The 21,618-nt window shown below is 44.6% G+C and carries 14 protein-coding genes; 6 read left to right on the forward strand and 8 right to left on the reverse strand.

Translation table 11 applies throughout. The features are described 5' to 3' along the window. Positions 1 to 13 precede the first annotated feature (13 nt). From rlmN to GD630_RS10235, 7 genes are all read right to left on the reverse strand, one after another. Positions 14 to 1,048 (reverse strand): 23S rRNA (adenine(2503)-C(2))-methyltransferase RlmN, encoded by a 1,035-nt coding sequence (gene rlmN / locus GD630_RS10205; RefSeq protein WP_143868946.1) that lies wholly within the window; start codon positions 1,046 to 1,048, stop codon positions 14 to 16. Between the two features lie 365 nt (positions 1,049 to 1,413). Then, a complete protein-coding gene (locus GD630_RS10210) occupies positions 1,414 to 3,555 on the reverse strand; it encodes a peptidylprolyl isomerase (protein ID WP_007765285.1) in 2,142 nt (713 codons plus the stop codon). Positions 3,556 to 3,674: 119 nt separating this feature from the next. Further along, positions 3,675 to 4,931, reverse strand: coding sequence for a hemolysin family protein (locus tag GD630_RS10215; RefSeq protein WP_007758316.1), 1,257 nt, complete (start codon positions 4,929 to 4,931; stop codon positions 3,675 to 3,677). A 3-nt stretch (positions 4,932 to 4,934) separates the two neighbouring features. Beyond that, positions 4,935 to 5,546, reverse strand: a complete 612-nt coding sequence (gene lptC / locus GD630_RS10220; protein WP_143868944.1) for an LPS export ABC transporter periplasmic protein LptC — start codon at positions 5,544 to 5,546, stop codon at positions 4,935 to 4,937. 43 nt (positions 5,547 to 5,589) lie between these two features. Continuing rightward, on the reverse strand, positions 5,590 to 6,912 hold the full coding sequence (locus tag GD630_RS10225) for a hypothetical protein (protein ID WP_143868942.1): 1,323 nt from the start codon (positions 6,910 to 6,912) through the stop codon (positions 5,590 to 5,592). Between the two features lie 62 nt (positions 6,913 to 6,974). Then, a complete protein-coding gene (locus GD630_RS10230) occupies positions 6,975 to 8,249 on the reverse strand; it encodes an outer membrane protein transport protein (RefSeq protein WP_143868941.1) in 1,275 nt (424 codons plus the stop codon). Further along, on the reverse strand, positions 8,236 to 8,967 hold the full coding sequence (locus GD630_RS10235) for a type III pantothenate kinase (protein WP_007765277.1): 732 nt from the start codon (positions 8,965 to 8,967) through the stop codon (positions 8,236 to 8,238). The genes GD630_RS10230 and GD630_RS10235 overlap by 14 nt, the downstream gene beginning before the upstream one ends. 321 nt (positions 8,968 to 9,288) lie before the next feature. On the opposite strand from GD630_RS10235, the gene GD630_RS10240 reads away from it, so the two are divergent. The 6 genes from GD630_RS10240 (at position 9,289) to GD630_RS10265 (ending at position 19,201) form a co-directional block, all read left to right on the forward strand. After that, positions 9,289 to 10,530 carry an IS110 family RNA-guided transposase gene (locus GD630_RS10240; protein WP_238482909.1) on the forward strand — a complete coding sequence of 414 codons (1,242 nt, stop codon included), beginning with the start codon at positions 9,289 to 9,291 and terminating at the stop codon, positions 10,528 to 10,530. Positions 10,531 to 11,110: 580 nt separating this feature from the next. Beyond that, the gene (gene lnb, locus GD630_RS10245; protein WP_394368252.1) at positions 11,111 to 12,334 is read left to right on the forward strand and encodes a lipoprotein N-acyltransferase Lnb; all 1,224 of its coding nucleotides are present in this window, start codon (positions 11,111 to 11,113) and stop codon (positions 12,332 to 12,334) included. Further along, positions 12,334 to 13,908, forward strand: coding sequence for an alkaline phosphatase family protein (locus GD630_RS10250; protein WP_143868939.1), 1,575 nt, complete (start codon positions 12,334 to 12,336; stop codon positions 13,906 to 13,908). Before lnb ends, GD630_RS10250 begins: the two co-directional genes overlap by 1 nt. Before the next feature lie 195 nt (positions 13,909 to 14,103). Beyond that, the gene (gene secA / locus GD630_RS10255) at positions 14,104 to 17,424 is read left to right on the forward strand and encodes a preprotein translocase subunit SecA (protein WP_143868937.1); all 3,321 of its coding nucleotides are present in this window, start codon (positions 14,104 to 14,106) and stop codon (positions 17,422 to 17,424) included. Between the two features lie 162 nt (positions 17,425 to 17,586). Beyond that, complete coding sequence (locus GD630_RS10260; RefSeq protein WP_143868935.1) at positions 17,587 to 18,693, forward strand: DUF6340 family protein; 1,107 nt, start codon at positions 17,587 to 17,589, stop codon at positions 18,691 to 18,693. A gap of 61 nt (positions 18,694 to 18,754) precedes the next feature. Next, positions 18,755 to 19,201 carry a hypothetical protein gene (locus GD630_RS10265; protein ID WP_007765259.1) on the forward strand — a complete coding sequence of 149 codons (447 nt, stop codon included), beginning with the start codon at positions 18,755 to 18,757 and terminating at the stop codon, positions 19,199 to 19,201. A gap of 251 nt (positions 19,202 to 19,452) precedes the next feature. Here the strand turns inward: GD630_RS10265 and GD630_RS10270 are convergent, their stop codons facing one another. Continuing rightward, the gene (locus GD630_RS10270) at positions 19,453 to 21,594 is read right to left on the reverse strand and encodes an alpha-N-acetylglucosaminidase (protein WP_143868933.1); all 2,142 of its coding nucleotides are present in this window, start codon (positions 21,592 to 21,594) and stop codon (positions 19,453 to 19,455) included. Between the last annotated feature and the right edge of the window lie 24 nt (positions 21,595 to 21,618).

Raw genomic sequence — 21,618 nt, forward strand, 5'->3', positions numbered from 1 at the left:
TCGGTTTTATATATTAACTCTTATTATTTTCCTCCTGTTTCGCTGTCGACAACATACCGCAAGCTGCAAAGATATCTTCACCCCGCGAAGCACGGATCGTAGTGAAAAGCCCGTGCGATGTCAGGTAATCACGGAAACGAGTCATCGTATCCATATCCGCTCCCTCAAGGTCTACGCCCGGTATGGCATGAAAACGAATCAGATTGATTCTGCAATCCAATCCGCGAAGGAGCTTCAGCAACTCTTTGGCATATATCTGCGAATCATTGAGTCCTTTAAAAACAATATATTCAAATGAAAGTCGACGCTGTTTGCTAAAATCATAGTTTTTTAACAGTTCCACCATTTCGGTAATAGAGAACGCTTTTTCCGCCGGCATTAACTCGGAACGCTGGGCCGCCACCGGAGAATGCAGGCTGATAGCCAGATGGCAATCGCTTTCTTCGATAAACCGCCGCAGTCCTTTCCGCAGTCCTACTGTAGAAAGAGTGATACGCTTCGGACTCCATGCGTAACCGTAAGAGGCGGTCAGCACTTCCAATGCTTTAAGTACTTCATCGAGGTTATCAAGCGGCTCGCCCATCCCCATCATCACTACGTTGGTCAGTTTGTCGCGTTCCGGCAATGAATGGATCTGATTGATTATCTGGTTGGCGGTCAGATTGGCGGTAAAGCCTTGCTTGCCGGTCATACAGAACTTACAGTTCATCTTGCAACCGACCTGTGAAGAGACACATAACGTCGCCCGGTCGTCATCCGGAATATAAACCGATTCAACATAATGGTTATCGCCCACTCTGTACAGATACTTCACCGTGCCGTCCACAGAACGCATTTCATCCACAGGGGGGAGTGCTCCTACCTCATAGTCCTGTTTAAGCAACTCACGGTGTTTCAATGACAAATTAGTCATCTCATCAATCGAGGTCACCTTCTTTTCGTAAAGCCAGGACGCAATCTGCTTGGAGGCAAAACCGGGCATTCCCAGTCTTTTTGCCAATGCTTGAAGCTCTACGAGGGTCATTCCTAAAAGGGGATATTTAGACATTCTTCTTTCTGTTGATGGTTTATATCTGCAAATGTAAGGAAATAAAGTCAGTTTCACCACAGATTAACACAGATTTTCACAGATTAAGAAGAGGAAGAAGAAGGAAGAAGAAGGAAGAAGTGAATTCTCAGGTGCAGAGATGCAGAAAAAGATAGAAAAAAACATAGAGAACGCAGAGAAGATAGAGAGCATGGAAAATGTAGAAAATGTAGAAAACGCAAAAGACGCGAATCAACCGGATTCATTCATAATAATCCGACTAATTCACGTCTATATGGTGCACCACACTAATTTATTACAGCATTCAAAGATTTTCACTCACCTTTTTAATCTGTGAAAATCCGTGTAATCTGTGGTGAAATAAGTTAGAAGAACAGGAAGCGTGTATCCTTTACATTTGCTTTCAGATACAAGTCGTTCATCAGACGGCTGGCGAAGCGAGCGTGCATATTGGCCAACGTAGCTTCTTCCGTTTTCGCGTCAAATGTCTCGTTCAGTTTGTCCTTGCCGTAAACTTGCAGTACAAATACTCCGGCATTACCCTTGATAGGTGTGCTCAACTTGTTCATTTCAGCAACAGAAGCATAGGCGCCTACCAACGGTTCACTGCTGCGCAATGCGGAAACATAAGCAGGAGCGGCGAAGGTAACCATCTTCAAAGAATCGCTTACAGCGTTAGTCATAGACTTGTATTGGTCGAATGAAGTGGCATTTGCCGATTTCATATCCGCCATAATCTTTTCAGCCTTCTTGTCTTTTACGATTTCAGCTCTCAACTGATCCTGTACAGACTTCAAAGAACGGTATCCTTCCGGTTTGATGCTCACCAAGCCTACAACCATCATGTGATCGCTTTCGCCACATTCGTACAGGCCGGAAACTTCACCCGGTTTAGCTTTATCAAATGTCCATCTCAAAGCTTCTTTAGTACCTCTCACGCCACCGATACCGTGTTCAGAGCTGTTCAAGTCTGCTCTGTCAAGCAATCTGTATCCAGCTTCTTCAGCGTTAGCCACCATCTTCTCAACACTAGGATTGGCTGCGATAAACTGGCTGAAATCATTGTAAGCACGATTGTAAGTTTCTTTACTGAACTCTACTTCACGCTTGACAACAGCTACTTTATATTTGTCTTTTACAGCTTTCTTGTTGGTTACTTGCAGAATTACGTTTGCTTGTCCCATCGGTAAGTTCACCAATTCGTTCACACCTGTATTGTTGATGGCAGAGATGAATTTCAGGTTATCACCGTCGATCTGCGCACCTTCGTACTGAGCGGCAGTCAACCAATTAGAATCACCGGTCTGACCGTATTTTTTAGCCAGCTCCACAAAGTTGGCGCCACCTTTAATCGCATTGTAGATACTGTCTGCCAATGTCTTTGTCTTCAACGCATCTTCCGCGTATACCTGAATCTGGCGGAATTCGACAGAGTCGGCAGCAGCAGCCTTAGCAACAATCTTGAAAGAGTTGATTGTGTTATCGGCACCATTGTAGTAAGGACCGTATACCGCACCTACGGAAGCAGAGTCCAAACGTGCCACTACATCCGACGGGAAAGCAGTCTTGTTATAGAACAAGTCTACGTACGGAGCATCCGAACCTACCGATCGGATAAAAGAAGTGTAATCGTCTGTTGTAGTAGCCAACTGAGCAGTTGCCTCGTCCACTTCTTTCTGGATAGCAGCTCTGTCCTCAGGGCTTGCAGTCACCTGTACATCGATGTACTTGATGTCACGAGTTTCCTGATATTGCTTGAATTGTTCTTTCTTCTTGTTATACAGTTCTTTCAGTTCCGATTCTTTCACTACGATTGTAGAATCTACTACTGAAGAGTAAGGAATGCCTGCCAGCAACACATTGTATTGATTCACTCTTGCGTCGAAAGCGTCCTGAGCCTCTACCGGGTTAGAAAGAAGAGCTTTAGCGACCAAAGCCTGGTATTTTTCAGCCAAACGACTTTGAATCAAAGTTTTCTGAATAAACGACCAGTATTTATACATATTATTGTATTGTTCGGCATACTGTGCCGGCATCTGTGATTCGTTCATCTTAGCATATTCAACAAGGAACTTGTTCAACATATCCTTATCGAAGTTGCCTGTTTGCGGATTTTGGAAAGGAGTCTGTCTCAGCAGAGGATGTACACCAGCTTTCAGAATATCCTGAATTTCAGCAGTGGAGACAGTGAGTCCCAAAGCTTTTGCTTCCTTTTCGATCAGTTTATTGTTTACGTATGAACGCCATACTTCATCACGCACCTGGTTGGTTTGTTCGTCGTTCAAGGCGTTCACTCCACGCATGAGTTTCACCACTTCGGTATATTCCTCCACCAAATTCTGATACTCCTGAGCGGAAAGAGCGTCTCCGTTCACCTCACCTACGTCATGCGCCTGATGCGGCTGCATCACTTTCCATGCGTCACCCGCAATGAAAGCAAACAGCGCCAAGCCGATAACAATCACCAATAGAGGTCCTTTCGACCTAATGTTTTGTAACGTTGCCATTTTGATTAATACGATTTATGTTTATTATTATTTCTTTCTTTTGTCGTTTTAGCGCACGAAGATACAAAAAATGCTAATATGCTTCTATTTATTAGCTAAAAATTTCTTGATTATCGTCATTATTCCAAGACTTTTAAACGAACAAGTTCGATTTTCGTCGCCGTCACCTTGATTATCTTGAATTGATAACGTCCGATCTGAATCACTTCATGTAATTTCGGGAAGCTCTGATATTGGCTCAGGATCAACCCTCCTACCGTCAGATAATCATCCGATTCGGGCAGGTCGAGTCCGAACGTCTCATTCACCTTCTCTATTTCCAGACGGGCGGCCAGCACATACTCATGTTCGTCTATCTGCTTGCAGATATAGGAGGTATTATCGTGTTCGTCCTCTATATCACCGAAAATCTCTTCCACCAGGTCTTCCAACGACACAATGCCGGACGTGCCGCCAAATTCGTCTACCACTACGGCAATCGTCTTCTTCTGCTGCATAAACAGCTTCATCAGCTTATGAGCCGACATCGTTTCAGGCACAATCGGCACTTGCTTCACATTGTCGTGCCAGTCTTTCGGGGCGCGAAACATTTCCGAAGAATGGATATAACCGACTACATTGTCGATATTCCCGTCGTATACGATTATCTTGGAGATACCGGACTCTATGAAACGGTTTTTCAGTTCGTCCAACGAGGTTGTCAGATCGACAGCTACCACCTCCGTACGCGGAACAATGCAGTCGCGTATTTTTATATTCGAGAAATCAAGCGCGTTCTGAAATATTTTCACCTCCGTGTCCAGCTCTTCTTCATTCTCGGCATTGTCGATACTACTCTGTACAAAGTAATCCAGATCGACTTTTCCGAATGCGATATCAGACGCTTCCTTATTCACCTTCATACCAAAAATGCGAAGAAACAAACAAGACAGTCCGGAGGACAATTTGGAGACGGGATACAAAATAATGTAACAGACAATAAGCGGAACGGCAAAAACATTCAGTACTAGATTAGGATTGATCTTGAACAATGTTTTCGGCAAAAACTCTCCGGTTACCAGGATGATTAAGGTAGAGATAACGGTCTGCGCCAGTACCATAAGGAAGTGATTTTCTATGAATCCCGACAATAAATTGTCTCCGATAATCTGTGCCATCAGAATACCGTAGATAACCAAGGCTATATTATTGCCCACCAGCATAGTGGAGATAAACTCATTCGGATTCTTGAAAAAGACAGACAGGATGCGGGAAGTGACTCCCCCTTTACGTTCCATTTCAAAGCGCAGTTTGTCTACCGAGACAAAAGCTATCTCCATCCCCGAAAAGAAGGCGGAGAAAACCATAGTGATAATTAGAGAGATATAAATATTCATAGCTTATTTCACAGAATCTTTTTTCACGGAATCCGGCAAGGCTTTCAGTTCCGGCTGCGTAGTGCCCGCTTCATCATCCACATAGAAAATACCCTCTATATTGTGAATGGTGTAAACTGTCATTTGCTGGTTGGAGTCGAAGCCATGTCCGGTGATAGTACGGTCCGGCTGCTGAATACGTATAAACTTGTCGGAATACACCTTCTGGGTAGCTTCGTTCCAATATAACAATTCCGTATTGAAACGTTCGCCTTTCCGGTTCTGTATATCTACGTTCCCTATCAGCTTCCAAAGCCTTTCTTTGTCATAGTAGTAGGCAGTATCCGCTTTGATACTGGCTTCTATATGAAAGATAGAGTCAAACTGCTCCAGATATACTCCTTTTTCAAATGCCCAATAAGAAGGTTTCTTTCGGTCGAACATCTGCCACTCTTCCGTTTTCACTCTATAACGTGTCACTCCGGAATCGGATATAAGGGTAGTGACCCCTAGCGTACTCATCATCGGAAGAGAATCCCGTTCAGTGATAGCTTCACCTATCGCTTTCGACTTGCCGCCACAGGAAGGAAATAAAAGAAGCATAACAATTGTCCCCAGGACAATTGTTATGCTCATGCTTTCATGCAATAAACGTTTTCTTCGTTTTCGCAACATACATTTATCTAATCGTTGTAGTCTCTCCGATCCAACCGCCGATAGTGATGCGGTCACCGGCTTTATAACCCAACATGAAAAGGTCTTTAGCCTGCGGAGTATGAGCAGAATATCTGCCAATCAACTTGTTCGCTTCTTCAGCCACACTAGGATCTACCGCCTTTGCACGTTGCAGTTTGTCAATCACTGCAAAATAGGTACACTTGTTCAGAGCGGATTCATCGCTCCAGTTAGGACTCATCGCATAAAGGTTAGCGATCAGAATGTAAGGAGCACCATAATTTTCGTTGAAGCTGATGGCCTTCTGGCAATAAGATCTAGCCTGAGACAGTTTCTTGGCGGAAGCCAATACCGCTGCTGCCGCATACGCCTTTTCCGCTTTCTTCAAATTGTCAGTCTCCAAGTTCACCGCTTCGTCAAAGAACTTCACAGCACTGTCGATATCACCTTTCTTGAATGCCTGATATGCACATCCTGTGGCAGCTTCGGCAGTAGGTTCCATTTTATAAGCATAGAATGATGCCTGCAGATATGCTTCACTTTCAGTACATTTCATCATTTTCATAATATCGATTACTTTCTTCAAGTATGCCAGATCCGTTTGGTTAGCTTCCACCTTCGGTCCGTAAATGCCTTGCAATGATTCACAATCGGCAGTTCCGCTATTAACGAACAAAGCGACCAAGTTATCTTTGATACCCATATAGGCTTTCTTCTTTGATTCCTTAGTTTCGGCAGCAATAGCCGCATCTGCATACTCGGAAGCAGCCAGATAATCCTGAATGAATTGTTCCTTATGAGTAGGATCCGCTTTCAGCTTATCCAATGACATCTGCAAGAAATAGAACAAAGTAGCGGCAGCCGACTCGCCTTTCACAGCGTTAACAGATTGGCTCAACCACTGATAAGCCTGATTTACGTCTAACTTCGGAGCAAAAGCGATATAATCTACAGCCTTGATACCCAATGCTTCTTCAGGAGAAGAGACCTTTGTTCCCTTAGCCAAGAAGTCAGGCGTATATTTGATACGCAAATCGTGCGTATTCATCAGTTCATTAAAGTATTTCTGATAATCCGGATTGTTTCTGTCCTTGATTTGTCCCATCAAGCCTTTCAGAATTTTATATCCGTCCGTAAAAGTATAGAAACGAAGCGTCGGGCAATTTTCCAACACAGCTTTCCATGGAGTATACGCATCTTTAAAGTTACCTGCACGCACAGCTTCATGCGAGATACTACTGTTTGAATTACAGTTCGCATCCTGTGCTACCACAGTAGTCGCCCCTGCTGAAAGGAACAACATAGCCACAAGCGTTTTAATCTTCATTGTATTTAAATTTTAGTTGTTATTATAAAGTCGTCTATTCTCTCTCACTTTGTTGCAACTAATTATTCTACCCGGCGCTTGAAGAACCAACGTTCGTTGAACGTCAATCCAATGCTCACACGGAAGATGTTTTCATTCACCATATTCGTTTCCAATCCTTTGACGCGGACAAACTGCCCACTTATACTGAGAATGGAACGCGAACGAGGAACAGGCAAACCGAAACCGGCAGTCACGCCATATTCGCGGGAAGCCTTTTCACCGTTGATCTTATAATACGGAGTCGTATAATAAGCTCCCAAACGATATTTGATATGGGCAAGGTAAGAACGTCCTATCAAATTAGGAATGTACTCCGCACCCATTGATATTTTATGACGGTCACAGTAAGTATATGTTTCATCAAAATCTTCACTCACACGCTCATTATCAACTGCATTGATTGCAAATTTCGCTTTTGACCATTGCTGCAAACTATAATCCACACCAACAGTCAAGCGTTTGTCATAGTTGTATGTTAATCCAATTCCGAACATATTAGGAAGTTCAAAAGTTGCATCAAAACTGTTAGAGACCGTCGTACTGTTTTGCGTCACTACCGTATAATCATTATTCAGTTTATGTTTCGGAGAAAATACAGCACCGATTGTCATAGAATGCTTCTTATCAAAATCCAACGTATACTGCGCACCAAAATCCAATTTATAATCAGATATCGAAATTCCCTTTTGCTCTATATAAGAGGTAGATCCTGACGTTTCCGGATAAAGAACAGTCGTTGAACGAGTAATATCTCCCCAAAAATAAGAAGCGTTCACTCCTACTGATAATTTTTTGAGTACTTTTACACCTAATCCGGCATACAACTGATGCAAACCTCCGTCACCAGTAAAACTCCGAGTCTGACTGACTCCATTTGCAAACTTACTATCCGACACATTATATCCTACACTTGAGAAAGGCAATAGCCCCACACTCATTGCTATTCTGGGATGCAAGCGGAATTGCATTGCCAGATAGTCAAAACTAGAGTTCTTAGCGTTCAGCTTCACACCGCCGTTATTGACATTCATATTTTGCAGACTGACGCCTCCTTCGAAAATGAAAGTCAGAGAGTCAATGGCTGTATACGAAGCAGGATTCAATGGATTGATCTGCGCTCCATCACGGAGTCCAAAAGCAATTCCTCCCATCGCCTTGCTATTTCCGAAACCTTGATCGGACAAATCGCCATAGCCATATCGTGTATAAGGAGAGTTTGTATTATTTTGAGCAATTGCCATTCCGGTAACCATCGTGAGCAAAAGCGCACATAGTGTGTGTTTAAATCCTACCATTATTATAGTTTAAAATTCTATTTAATCCTTTCAACACTAAAAATCTATCTGCAAAGATGATACTTTTTACGCTGCTATCAAAAGAAAATTCATCTCCACCCGTTAAAAAAACCAAAAGTTCAGGATATTTATGCTTCATAGACTCAATATAACCTGAAATTTCGTATTCCATCCCTTTTAAGACTCCGGCACGTATAGCCGTTTCAGTATCCCGTCCCATCGGGAGTTTGCGCCCGTTGGTATCCACCAGAGGCAAACGTCCGGTGAACTGCCGGAGCGCTTTGAAACGCATTTGCATACCGGGAGAAATATTACCGCCATGATACTGACCTTTCGAGTCAATGAACTCATAAGTAATGCAAGTCCCTGCGTCAATGACCAATATATTTCTATGCGGGAACTGTTCATTCGCACCTACCACAGCAGCCATACGGTCGTATCCCAATGTTTCAGGAGTCTCGTACAAGTTGACCACCGGCAGAGGTGTCTCATGATTCAACCAGAGTAAAGGAAACGGCAAAGCAGCCAGATCCGCCAATACCCGTTCGTTCAAATCAATGACAGTAGCCACAATCCCCTGATTCACCGGATATTTGGCGCAAAGCGCTTTCAAGCAATCCAACGACTGATTGGATTCTGTGAGCACTTCCACCATCTCCCCGTCATTGAAGAGAGCGACTTTCGCCATCGTATTTCCTATGTCGATAATTAAATTCAATGCGTTTTTTATCTTTAGCGGGCGCAAAGGTATAGTAAAAAAAGAAAAGATGAAGCATACGAAAAGAATTATCTTATCAAAAACGTTGCAAACCATTGAAATATAAGTGATTTCACCATGCTTGTATACTTGAAAGCTTTATAGATTTTCATACATTTGATAAGTTCCGATCAGCTATAATGAAAATAAAATTAGCTATAATGAAATCCGGATTAGCTATAATGAAACCCTCATGACAATTTAGAAGTCGCCAAAGTAAATGAAAATGTTCTGTCGCACGTCTTATTAGTATATCTTAGCATATCACTAATAATGACGATTATGGCAGGGATTCATTTCGATCAGGTTGTATCGCGCGGTTGCGGTATGGACATCCACAAGAAGGTGGTGGTAGCGACGGTCCAAGGCGAAGGGATCTGTAAGGAGACCAAGTCTTTTGACACCTTCACGAGTTCTTTGACACAATTGAGAGAATGGTTGGTATCATTAGGAATCACTCACGTTGCGATGGAGAGCACTGGAGTGTATTGGAAACCGATATACAACGTGTTCGAGGATTACATCCGCAACATCTGGATTGTCAATGCCCGTCACATCAAGAATGTTCCGGGTCACAAGACAGACAAGAACGACAGTGAGTGGATATGCCAGTTGCTAATGGCAGGATTGCTCAAGCCCAGTTTTATTCCCCCTCGTGAGCAGCGCGAGCTTAGGGATCTTACTCGTTACCGCCGCAAGCTGATAGAAACGGTGTCGGCCAACAAGAACCGCATCATCCGTACGCTTGAGGACGGCAATGTCAAGTTGTCCAGCGTTCTGAGCGACACGAGCGGCTCAACTGCGACCAAACTGATAGAAATGCTTTGCGATGGCAGGATTCCGACATTGGCAGACATAGAGTCTGTACGACACAAGCGTTGTCTGCATTCCGCGGAGGAAATGCTTGAGGCATGCACGGGTTATATGAACAGCCACAAGATATACATGCTTCAGAAGATACGTTCATGCAACAGACGGCTCACGGAGGAAATCACGGAGATGGACAGGCATATCAAGGAAATCCTCTCTCCCTACGAAGATGTCATTGCAAGGCTGAGCGAGATACCCGGAGTGCAAAACCGCACCTGCGAGGAACTGATAGCCGAGATTGGTCTTGACATGGGCAACTTTCCTACTGCGGCGCATCTTTGTTCCTGGGCAGGAATGTGTCCAGGCAACAACGAAAGTGCTGGCAAGAAGAAGAGCGGAAGGACGAGCCACGGAGACAAGCATGTAAGGGCTACACTCGTTGAAGCCGCATGGGCTGCCTCACGAACAAAAGGGACGTTCTTCATGGAACGCTTCAACCGACTTGCCCCACGCAAGGGCAACAAAAAGGCGTTGATTGCCGTTGGGCACTCCCTTCTCAAGTGCATACACTATGTGTTGTCAACAGACGGAAGATACAAGGAGCTTGGAGACAGTTATGTGCCTGAGAAGAAAGAGAAGCAACGCAAGGAATACCTGAAAGGTGAGTTAAAGAAACTTGGCTACCATGTAGTCCTGACGAAGAAAAAAGATTAGCCTACACAATATAAAACTGGGGACTGAGTTAATCCAAGGCCGAATTTTACTGGAACATCCCGAGTCCGAAAATGAAACTGGTCCCAACTGCTGAGAGGCAAAGTTTGTGACATTATGAGCACGTGTATGAAAATTCAACATCAACTCAGCAGTATAAATATAAATTGCCGAACATGCCAGCCGCGCACTTGCCCAACAGTGAGTGCTCTCTATTTTTGTGTCATTGGCTCAGAGAATACATAAAAACAAAGTAAAAACAGCCGTTATAAACTAAAACGGCACAAATAATTTTCGTATGAAAATAAAATCGGCTATAAAGAGATGGCTACCGTGAAGCACAGGGTATCTTGAGGGTAAAAGCCTATGATTCTCTTTATATAATAACGTACACGGACGCAGGCGCGAGAGAATACTCTTTTATTAGAAAAAAAGCGTGTTATTGAGGGTGAGCCCCTCACCCTCAATAACACGCTTTTTTTCTAATAAATATAATAATATAGAGAAAACAATAAGTAGTATACATCGATTCTTCGTATATTCGCCGCCGAATAAAAAAGAATTTCCCCAAAAGAAACGTCCGATGAAACGATTTAATGACTTTTTCCGCTGTATGTCGCCGCTTGTGCTATTCATGTTGTTCTTTTCCACCACCGGTGCGTCCGCAATGAAAAGCAACGGTCCGGCCGCAGACGGTCATGACTCCATCCGTATCAGCCTGCTGACCTGTGCTCCCGGCGAGGAGATTTATTCTCTGTTCGGACATACAGCCATCCGTTACGAAAATCCTTCACAAGGGATTGATGTAGTTTTCAACTACGGTCTGTTCAGCTTCAACACCCCCAACTTCATACTTCGCTTCTCTCTCGGAGAGACAGATTATCAACTGGGCGCAACCGATTATGCCCATTTTGCAGCAGAATACGCATTCTTCGGACGTAGCGTATGGCAACAGACTCTGAACCTGACCGAAAGAGAAAAGGCCGAATTAATCCGTCTGCTACAAGAGAATTATCGTCCCGAGAACCGGGTGTACCGTTACAATTTCTTTTACGACAATTGCGCCACCCGTCCCCGCGACAAGATAGAAGAAAGCATTGCCGGAAAAGTGATTTATCCCGCAAAACCGCAGGACGGCTCACGGTCTTTCCGCGACATCGTGCATCAATATTGCAAAGGTCATCCGTGGGCACGCTTCGGCATTGACTTATGTATCGGAAGCGAAGCAGACCGTCCTATCACACAGCGGCAGATGATGTTTGCCCCATTTTATCTGATGGATGCCTTTGCCGGAGCGCAAATTGAGAATGACTCCATTCAGCGACCGCTTGCGGAAGCCGCCCGACTGATTGTAGACGCCACTCCCGAGACGGATGAAAGCGGCTGGATATTCACTCCGCTACAATGCGCCCTGCTTTTATTTATATTGACAGTCGGCGCTACCATCTACGGTATCCGGCGAAGAACCGGACTATGGGGAGTAGACTTCTTCCTTTTCAGCGCGGCAGGTATCGTAGGTTGTGTTCTTGCCTTTCTGGCTCTCTTTTCCGAACACCCGGCCGTCAGTTCCAATTTCTTATTGCTCGTGTTTCACCCCGGACAACTTCTTTTCCTTCCCTACATCATTTATTGTGACCGAAAAGGAAAGAAATGTTGGTATTTGACTTTGAATTTGATCATTTTAACACTTTTTATAGTGCTTTTTCCGCTAATTCCACAAAGATTTGACTTAGCTGTTGTACCTTTGGCACTCAGTTTGCTGGTACGTTCAGCGAGCAACTTAATTGTGACATCTAAAAAGAAATAATGAAAGGATTACTGACTTCCCTTATCACCGTACTTACCTTCACCGGGCTACAAGCTCAGTCGTTGCCTGCTGCACCCAAGCTCGTGGTGGGACTGACGATTGACCAACTGCGTACGGACTACCTGGAAGCATTCTCATCACTTTACGGGGAGAAAGGTTTCAAACGCCTTTGGAAAGAGGGAAGAGTGTTCTATAATGCCGAATATACTTTCAGCGGTGTGGACCGCTCGTCTGCCATAGCCGCCATTTACAGCGGAACGACTCCCTCCATGAACGGAATCATCTCCAAGCGATGGATGGACGCGGCTACCCTACGTCCTGTCAACAGCACAGACGACACGGCTTTCATGGGGTACTATACCGACCAGACGTGTTCTCCTTCCAAATTATTGACTTCCACCATTGCCGATGAGCTCAAAATAGCGACTCAAGGCAAGGGGCTTGTATATGCCATCGCTCCCAAATGTGACGCGGCGATTTTTGCCGCCGGACATGCCGGGAACGGTGCTTTCTGGCTCAATCCCAACACGGGAAAATGGAGCGGAACAACTTATTACGGAGAATTTCCTTGGTGGGCAAGTCAGTACAACGACCGCCAAGCCGTCGATTTCCGTATTGCGAATATCGTATGGGAACCGGTATTTCCTCGCGGGATGTACACATTCCTGCCCGACTGGCGGGATATGGTTTTCAAATATAAATTTGATGACGACCGCAACAACAAGTACCGCCGTTTCATCACCAGCCCTTTCGTGAACGATGAAGTGAATGCGCTTGCCGAAGAAGCATTGAGCAAGAGTTCAATCGGCATGGACGACATTACTGACTTATTGGCACTGACTTATTATGCCGGCAACTACGCACATAAATCCGTACAGGAATGTGCAATGGAAATACAGGATACCTACGTGCGCATTGACCGTAGCATTGCCAACCTGCTCGAACTGCTCGACAGGAAAGTGGGCTTGCAGAACGTGCTCATCTTCGTCACTTCCACCGGATATACAGACAGCGAATCGTCTGATTCGGGATTATACAAAATTCCCGGAGGAGAGTTCTACCTCAACCGTTGCGCCGCTTTGCTGAATATGTATCTGATGGCTACGTACGGGGAAGGAAAATATGTGGAAACTTATCACAACCAACAGATTTATCTGAATCATAAGTTGCTGGAACAAAAGCAACTCAATCTGACGGAAGTACAAGAGAAGTCCGCCGAATTCCTGATGCAATTCAGTGGAGTGAATGAGGCATATTCCGCCAACAGGCTTCTGTTGGGTTCGTGGACTCCGGAAATCCACAAAATACGTAACGGATATCATCGTAAACGCTCGGGGGATCTGGTAATCGATGTTCTTCCCGGATGGTCAATCGTTGACGAGAACAGCCACGAGAACAAGGTGGTACGCCATTCGTTCATCCCCTCACCGCTGATTTTCATCGGTCACTCGGTGAAACCGGCTATCATACAGACTCCTGTAACCATTGAACATATTGCGCCTACACTGGCTCATTTCATGCGTATCCGGGCTCCCAACGCCTGCAGCTCCGCCCCTATTACCGACTTGCGGTAAAAGTTTACTCATAAAAACAGGGTGCAAAACATAAATAAATCAGCATTTTAATGTAACTTTGCAGGGATTATCCACCACGGATTCCACAGATTCACACAGATTGAAAAGAAAAATCTGTGTCCTGTATAAAAGATCCGTGAGAATCTGTGAAATCCGTGGTGCAAGAAAGATAAATAATAAACTAAATAATAGAACATGGGATTTAATGAATTTTTAAGCTCGATTTTCGGAAACAAATCCACACGAGACATGAAAGAAATCAAGCCCTGGGTGGAGAAGATTAAAGCTGCCTACCCGGAGGTTGAGAAACTGGATAACGACGCACTCCGCGCAAAAACGGAAGAACTCAAAAAATATATCCGCGAATCAGCAACCGCCGAACGTGCGAAAGTGGAAGAACTGAAAGCGAGTATCGAAAGCCTTGAACTGGAAGACCGCGAAGAAGTATTTGCGCAAATAGACAAGATAGAAAAAGAAATTCTGGAGAAATATGAAAAAGCATTGGACGAAGTATTGCCCGTTGCTTTCTCCATCGTTAAGGCAACTGCCAAACGTTTTGCCGAAAATGAAGAAATTGTAGTGACTGCCACGGAATTCGACCGCCAGCTCGCTGCAACAAAGGATTTTGTACGCATCGAGGGAGACAAAGCCATTTATCAGAATCACTGGATGGCCGGTGGTAACGACACGGTGTGGAACATGGTTCACTACGACGTACAGTTGTTTGGTGGTGTCGTTCTCCATAAAGGCAAGATTGCGGAAATGGCAACCGGTGAAGGTAAGACATTGGTAGCTACCCTCCCGGTATTCCTGAACGCATTGACCGGGAACGGTGTTCATGTGGTAACCGTGAACGACTATCTGGCAAAACGTGACTCCGAATGGATGGGTCCTCTCTATATGTTCCACGGTCTGAGTGTGGATTGCATCGACCGCCATCAACCGAACTCCGACGCACGCCGTCAGGCATATCTGGCCGACATCACTTTCGGAACGAACAACGAATTCGGTTTCGACTACCTGCGTGACAATATGGCTATCAGTCCGAAAGACCTTGTACAACGTCAGCACAACTACGCGATTGTCGATGAAGTAGACTCCGTATTGATTGACGACGCACGTACTCCATTGATTATTTCCGGCCCTGTGCCGAAAGGCGATGACCAATTATTCGAACAACTCCGTCCGTTGGTTGAACGTCTGGTAGAAGCGCAGAAGATATTGGCTACCAAATATTTGTCTGAGGCCAAAAAGCTGATCGCAACCGGTGACAAGAAAGATATGGAAGAGGGATTCCTCGCTTTGTATCGCAGCCATAAGGCATTGCCTAAAAATAAAGCGTTGATTAAGTTCTTGAGTGAGCAAGGCATCAAGGCCGGTATGCTCAAGACAGAGGAAATCTATATGGAGCAGAACAACAAGCGTATGCATGAGGTGACTGATCCGTTGTATTTCGTCATCGACGAGAAGCTGAACAGCGTAGATTTGACAGACAAAGGTGTAGACCTGATTACCGGCAACTCAGAAGACCCGACATTGTTCGTACTCCCCGATATCGCCGGACAACTCTCGGAACTGGAGAATGTGCCGGACCTGACTAACGAGGAAAAACTCCAGAAGAAGGACGAACTGCTGACTAACTACGCCGTTAAATCGGAACGCGTACATACGATCAACCAATTATTGAAGGCGTACACGATGTTCGAGAAAGATGACGAGTATGTGGTTATCGACGGACAAGTGAAGATTGTAGACGAACAGACCGGACGTATCATGGAAGGCCGCCGCTATTCTGACGGACTGCATCAGGCTATCGAAGCAAAGGAACGCGTGAAAGTGGAAGCTGCTACGCAGACTTTCGCCACGATTACTTTGCAGAACTACTTCCGTATGTATCACAAGCTGTCCGGTATGACCGGTACTGCCGAGACGGAAGCAGGCGAACTTTGGGACATTTATAAATTGGATGTTGTGGTAATCCCGACCAACCGTCCGATTGCCCGCAAAGACATGAACGACCGTGTTTACAAGACTAAGCGCGAAAAATATAAAGCCGTGATCGAGGAAATCGAACAATTGGTTCAGGCAGGACGTCCGGTGTTGGTAGGTACCACTTCGGTAGAAATCTCCGAAATGCTGAGTAAAATGCTGACCATGCGTAAGATTGAACATAATGTATTGAATGCGAAGTTGCACCAGAAAGAAGCCGAAATCGTAGCGAAAGCCGGTTTGAGTTGCGCGGTAACGATTGCAACCAACATGGCAGGTCGTGGTACGGATATCAAACTAAGTCCGGAGGTAAAGGCTGCGGGCGGTTTGGCGATTATCGGTACGGAACGTCATGAGTCCCGCCGTGTAGACCGCCAGTTGCGTGGTCGTGCAGGACGTCAGGGTGACCCGGGTTCATCTGTATTCTTCGTATCACTGGAAGATGACTTGATGCGTCTGTTCTCTTCCGACCGTATCGCAAGCGTAATGGATAGACTCGGTTTCCAGGAAGGCGAAATGATTGAGCATAAAATGATTTCCAATTCTATCGAACGCGCCCAGAAGAAGGTAGAAGAAAACAACTTCGGTATCCGTAAGCGTCTGTTGGAATACGACGACGTTATGAACAAGCAACGTACGGTTGTCTACACGAAACGCCGCCATGCGCTGATGGGTGAACGTATCGGTATGGATATCGTAAATATGATTTGGGACCGTTGCGCGAATGCCATCGAAAATAATGACTACGAGGGTTGTCAGATGGAACTGCTCCAAACGTTGGCTATGGAAACTCCGTTCACAGAGGAAGAGTTCCGCAACGAGAAGAAAGAGAAGTTGGCCGACAAGACTTTCAACATTGCGATGGAGAATTTCAAACGCAAGACCGAACGTCTGGCTCAAATCGCTAATCCGGTTATCAAACAAGTATATGAGAATCAAGGACATATGTATGAAAACATCCTGATTCCTATTACGGACGGAAAACGTATGTACAACATCTCTTGCAACCTGAAAGCGGCTTACGAATCGGAATCGAAAGAGGTGGTGAAATCATTCGAGAAATCAATCCTGCTCCACGTGATCGATGAAGCATGGAAAGAGAATTTGCGTGAACTGGACGAACTGAAACATTCGGTACAGAACGCCAGCTACGAACAAAAAGACCCGTTATTGATTTACAAACTGGAATCCGTAACGCTGTTTGACGCAATGGTGAACAAAATCAACAACCAGACTGTGTCTATCCTGATGCGTGGACAAATTCCTGTACAGGAAGCTCCGGACGAACCGTCCGCACGCCGGGTAGAAGTACGTCAGGCTGCTCCGGAACAACGTCAGGACATGAGCAAGTATCGTGAGAACAAACAGGATTTGAACGACCCGAACCAGCAGGCTGCCGCCAATCAGGATACCCGCGAACAGCAGAAACGCGAACCGATTCGCGCCGAAAAAACGGTAGGACGCAACGATCCTTGTCCATGCGGAAGCGGTAAGAAGTACAAGAACTGCCACGGAAGAAATCTTTGATCAATGAGGTAAGGAGCAGACGACAGGATTTGTACCCGGCGCTCCCTATCTTCCGATTATAAAAGAAAGCCTCAAACGGTTAAAAACTGTTTGAGGCTTTCTTTTGTTCTTTCAAAATAGTACTTTTGTTCAAACTACTAAATGTATTAAATTGTATTGACTATGGCAAAATCTTATTCATTGGCATTCGTTTCTCTGTTTCTATTACTATTCGGCAGCTGTCAAAGTATAGAACAGATTTCCATTGATTATCTGCAACCTGCCGATTTGAGTTTTCCTCCTCAACTTCGTAAAGTGGCCATCGTAAATAATACAAGTAATGCACCGGACGATAAGCTGACTCCCCAAACTAAAAAGTCGAAAGACAATAGAGTTGAAATAAGCCGTGCCATAGCATATGCCAATGGCGATCCTAAGGTTGCGGCAGAAGCGATGGCGGAAGAGATAGCGCATCAGAACTACTTTGACGAAGTGGTGATTTGCGACTCTGCCTTGCGGGCAAACGATAAAATCTCCCGTGAAAGTACACTTTCTCAAGAGGAAGTCCGCCAGCTAGCTTCCGATCTGGGAGTAGATCTGATTATTGCTTTGGAAAATCTGCAATTCAAAATAACGAAAACAGTACGTTACTTGGAGGAATTCGGGTGTTATCAAGGTGCGATAGATGCGAAAGTCTATCCAACGGTATCCGTATACCTGCCCGAACGGAGTAAACCGATGGCTACTATCCGTCTCAATGACAGCATTTTCTGGGAGGATTTCGGAATTTCACCTACAGAAGCCGCCGCACAAATCATCCCCACAAAAGATATGCTGAAAGAGGCTGCAGAGTTCGCAGGAACCGTGCCCGTAAAATATATTGTCCCTATCTGGAAGAACGGGAAGCGTTATCTGTATACCGGTGGCTCCGTCCCCATGCGCGATGCGGCCATTTATGTACGCGAAAATTCGTGGGACGAAGCATACGAACTTTGGAATCAAGCCTACCAATCGACTAAAAACGAAAAGAAAAAGATGCGTGCAGCTCTTAATATAGCTGTTTATTATGAGATGAAAGATAGTCTGGCAAAAGCGGAAGAATGGGCTACTACCGCTCAACAACACGCCCGGAAAACAGAATTGAAAAAGAATGCCGGCAACAATAAAATCAATACCGATGAAGCACCGAATTACTTCTACATCAGCCTCTATTTAACCGAATTGAAGGAGAGAAACGCCCAATTATCCAAGCTTAAGCTACAAATGAGCCGATTTAATGATGATTTTTAAGGAAATCGTGTATCAAATCTTATTTTTTTTATACCTTTGAACTAACAAAAAGAAGGAACCCATGAAATTGAGCGAACAATCACTATCTATTATCGAATCGGCTATCCAAAAGGCAGTCGCTAAATACACCTGTAACTGTGAACAAACAGCAGTAACCGATATCCACCTCCAGCCGGACCAGACTTCGGGGCAACTTAATGTTTACAACGATGATGATGAAGAATTAGCCAACGTCATGATAGAAGAATGGGCTACATACGACGGTGATGATTTTTTGGAAAATGTAGAACCTTCTTTGCGCAGTATCCTGTGCAGAATGAAGGAGGCGGGGGACTTCGAGAAGATTACCATCCTGAAGCCTTACTCATTCGTTCTGGTAGATGAAGAAAAAGAAACCGTAGCCGAGTTATTATTAATAGACGACGATACGATACTGGTAAACGATGAACTTCTGAAAGGATTGGATAAGGAATTGGACGATTTCTTAAAAGAGTTGTTAGAAAAATAAACTCCTTCACTAATTACAATTCTTTCTATCAAGCTGATTGTTTCGTTCCACCTTAGTTTCCCTTTAGTTCTAGCGAGGTCATCTTCTCGTCCCAGTTAGTTAGATTGGAACGAAATATTCAATATTAAAATTAAGCAAAAACGAAGAGCAAGCTCCTAGAAAAAAGGCTACTTGCTCTTTTATAAGTTACAAAAACGACATTTACTGAATATTTCCAGTACACCCTATTTATATTTTAGGAATATTCCAGGTTACCTGTTGGAAAAGAGATCATTAGTTTTCCTTTTCTCTGCCCAGGCTTTCTCCATCCCATAGAAGTTTATTTCCTGCCCTGCAGGCTTCCCATCCAGCTCCGCCTGTTTCTGCTCAAAGAAGGCTTTCCAACGCTGATAATACAAGTCTTTCAAAAGTCCACTCCATTCCCGATGCGAATAATCATGTAGTCCGCCTTGATTGGCAGCAATGCTATCTCCCCAGACTGTGATTAATGCGGAAGCATTCCATTCGTACAATCGCTTTTCTTCTTCTGTAGTTCCCAAAGAACGAGCTGCATTCAACCAAGAGGAAACGGAAAATTCTTTCCGGGTAGATAACAAACGATCTTGCGCCAATATCAAGTCCAGGAATTGCTGTGTTTGTCTGCGGAAATTCTCTTTGTCCTTTCGGTCATAGCTCTGTGATATTTCTTCAAGTAACACATTTCCTTTATCGGCATTACTCTGGCGTACGATGTCTACCAAGTCATATTCAAAATTATTGTTTCCTTTATACTGGTCGGCAACGGAAGTAAATAGCCGGGCTGCCTTTGCAGTAGAATCGGGAGCATAAAATAGTTTGGAATATCCCCAAGTGGAAGTTCTGTCCAGATGGAAACCCGGACGGGCACATAACAAAGACTCAATGGTTCCTTCACCCTGATAATCTTTCGGAGCATTGTAAACGGTGTGTTCCAATGCACGCCAAGCCTCCATTATTTCCGGTGAAACTTCTCTGCCATAACGAGCTTTCAAGTAAGTCTGCAACCATTCATCGGAAGAAAAGCGTTCTTCACGCCAAGGAAGTTCGTAAAGGAGTTCGAACATCACCGGATTATTCTCTATGCCCTCCGGGGTTGCTCCTACTCCATGCAACGTTTTCCCGTTAGCATGTGCACAAGCATCATAATACCCGTTCACCAGCTGATTCATCCGGCCGTGCAAACCAACATTACCTCCAAAATTCAGCAACATACAATAGAGCCAATCGTGTTTGCCAAAGCCTTTTTCCCGATACCACATGGAATTCGGATCTCCCCATTGGGGACGTTTCTCACTATATAAATCTAAAACGAGTAAATCGCCCTGATTAAGAGAAGCAATCATTTCTTCCCGAGGATTCGCCTGCCAGGCCTGAATGATCCAAACAGCCTTCGGATTAGCTTTCTTCATGGCTGCCATAATAGAAGCACCGGTTTTCGCCAAGTCGACTCCTGCCGTGTTACCTCCCTCATGAAATGGATCCATGCTGTAATAGTTGGCTTTTCCATAGAGTTTCTCCAATTCCTCATAATACATAGCGGCAAAAGAATCGAAGTGTTCATCTTCCGTAGAAAGGAAAGCCGGACGGGGGAATCCGCACCATTTACCGGGATCAGCAATCTGATAACCTAGCTTTTCACCAATGTTACGGGGAACCATTCCAGCATATCCGGGGAATACAGGTTCAATCCCAAACTCCCGCATACGGGCTACGATCTTCTTCTGAAGCGCTTCTTGTTGCTGATACCAGCTATCGGGATTCGGTCCACCCCAACCCTCCAGATTATTCATTTGCCACCAAGCCATAAAGGCCGGACCGGAAATAAATTCATTGACTTCTTCAGTTGTATATCCCAAACGTTTCAGCAAATTGTACCAGACTACCTCCATTCCGGTGATACTCAAAGGCATATTGATGCCATGCATTGCCATCCAGTCTATTTCTTTTTCCCAACGCGCCCAATCCCAGAAAGCCATGGAATAAGAATAGGTACAATAATTCAGATAATATCTGTTCTGCATGGATGTCTCCTTACGTATCTTTTCTTGTGGAAGCGGTAGCACTTCCGGTAACTTCTGCGAAAGATTATTCCAGGAAAGATGAATACCGGCTACATATTTCAGATACCAGTTCAACCCCGTAGCCAGAGACAAATCAGAGTTTCCGGTTATCAGCACTTTACCGTCTTCAGAAGATATTTCAAAATAATCTTTTAACGGATTGTTTTCATCAGCAATCATCCGAAAAAGAATTCGATCTTTCGAAGTACCTTCCGTCACACGATCTGCCAATGTATTGACAGGAGACTGTTCGGTTTGGCAGCTACACATCCATGTAGCCCCCAATAATAGAATGAATAAAAGACGTGTATACATAGTTTTATTTACAGTTTGTCAAAT

Source organism: Bacteroides zhangwenhongii, from assembly GCF_009193325.2.
Taxonomy (GTDB): Bacteria; Bacteroidota; Bacteroidia; order Bacteroidales; family Bacteroidaceae; genus Bacteroides; species Bacteroides zhangwenhongii.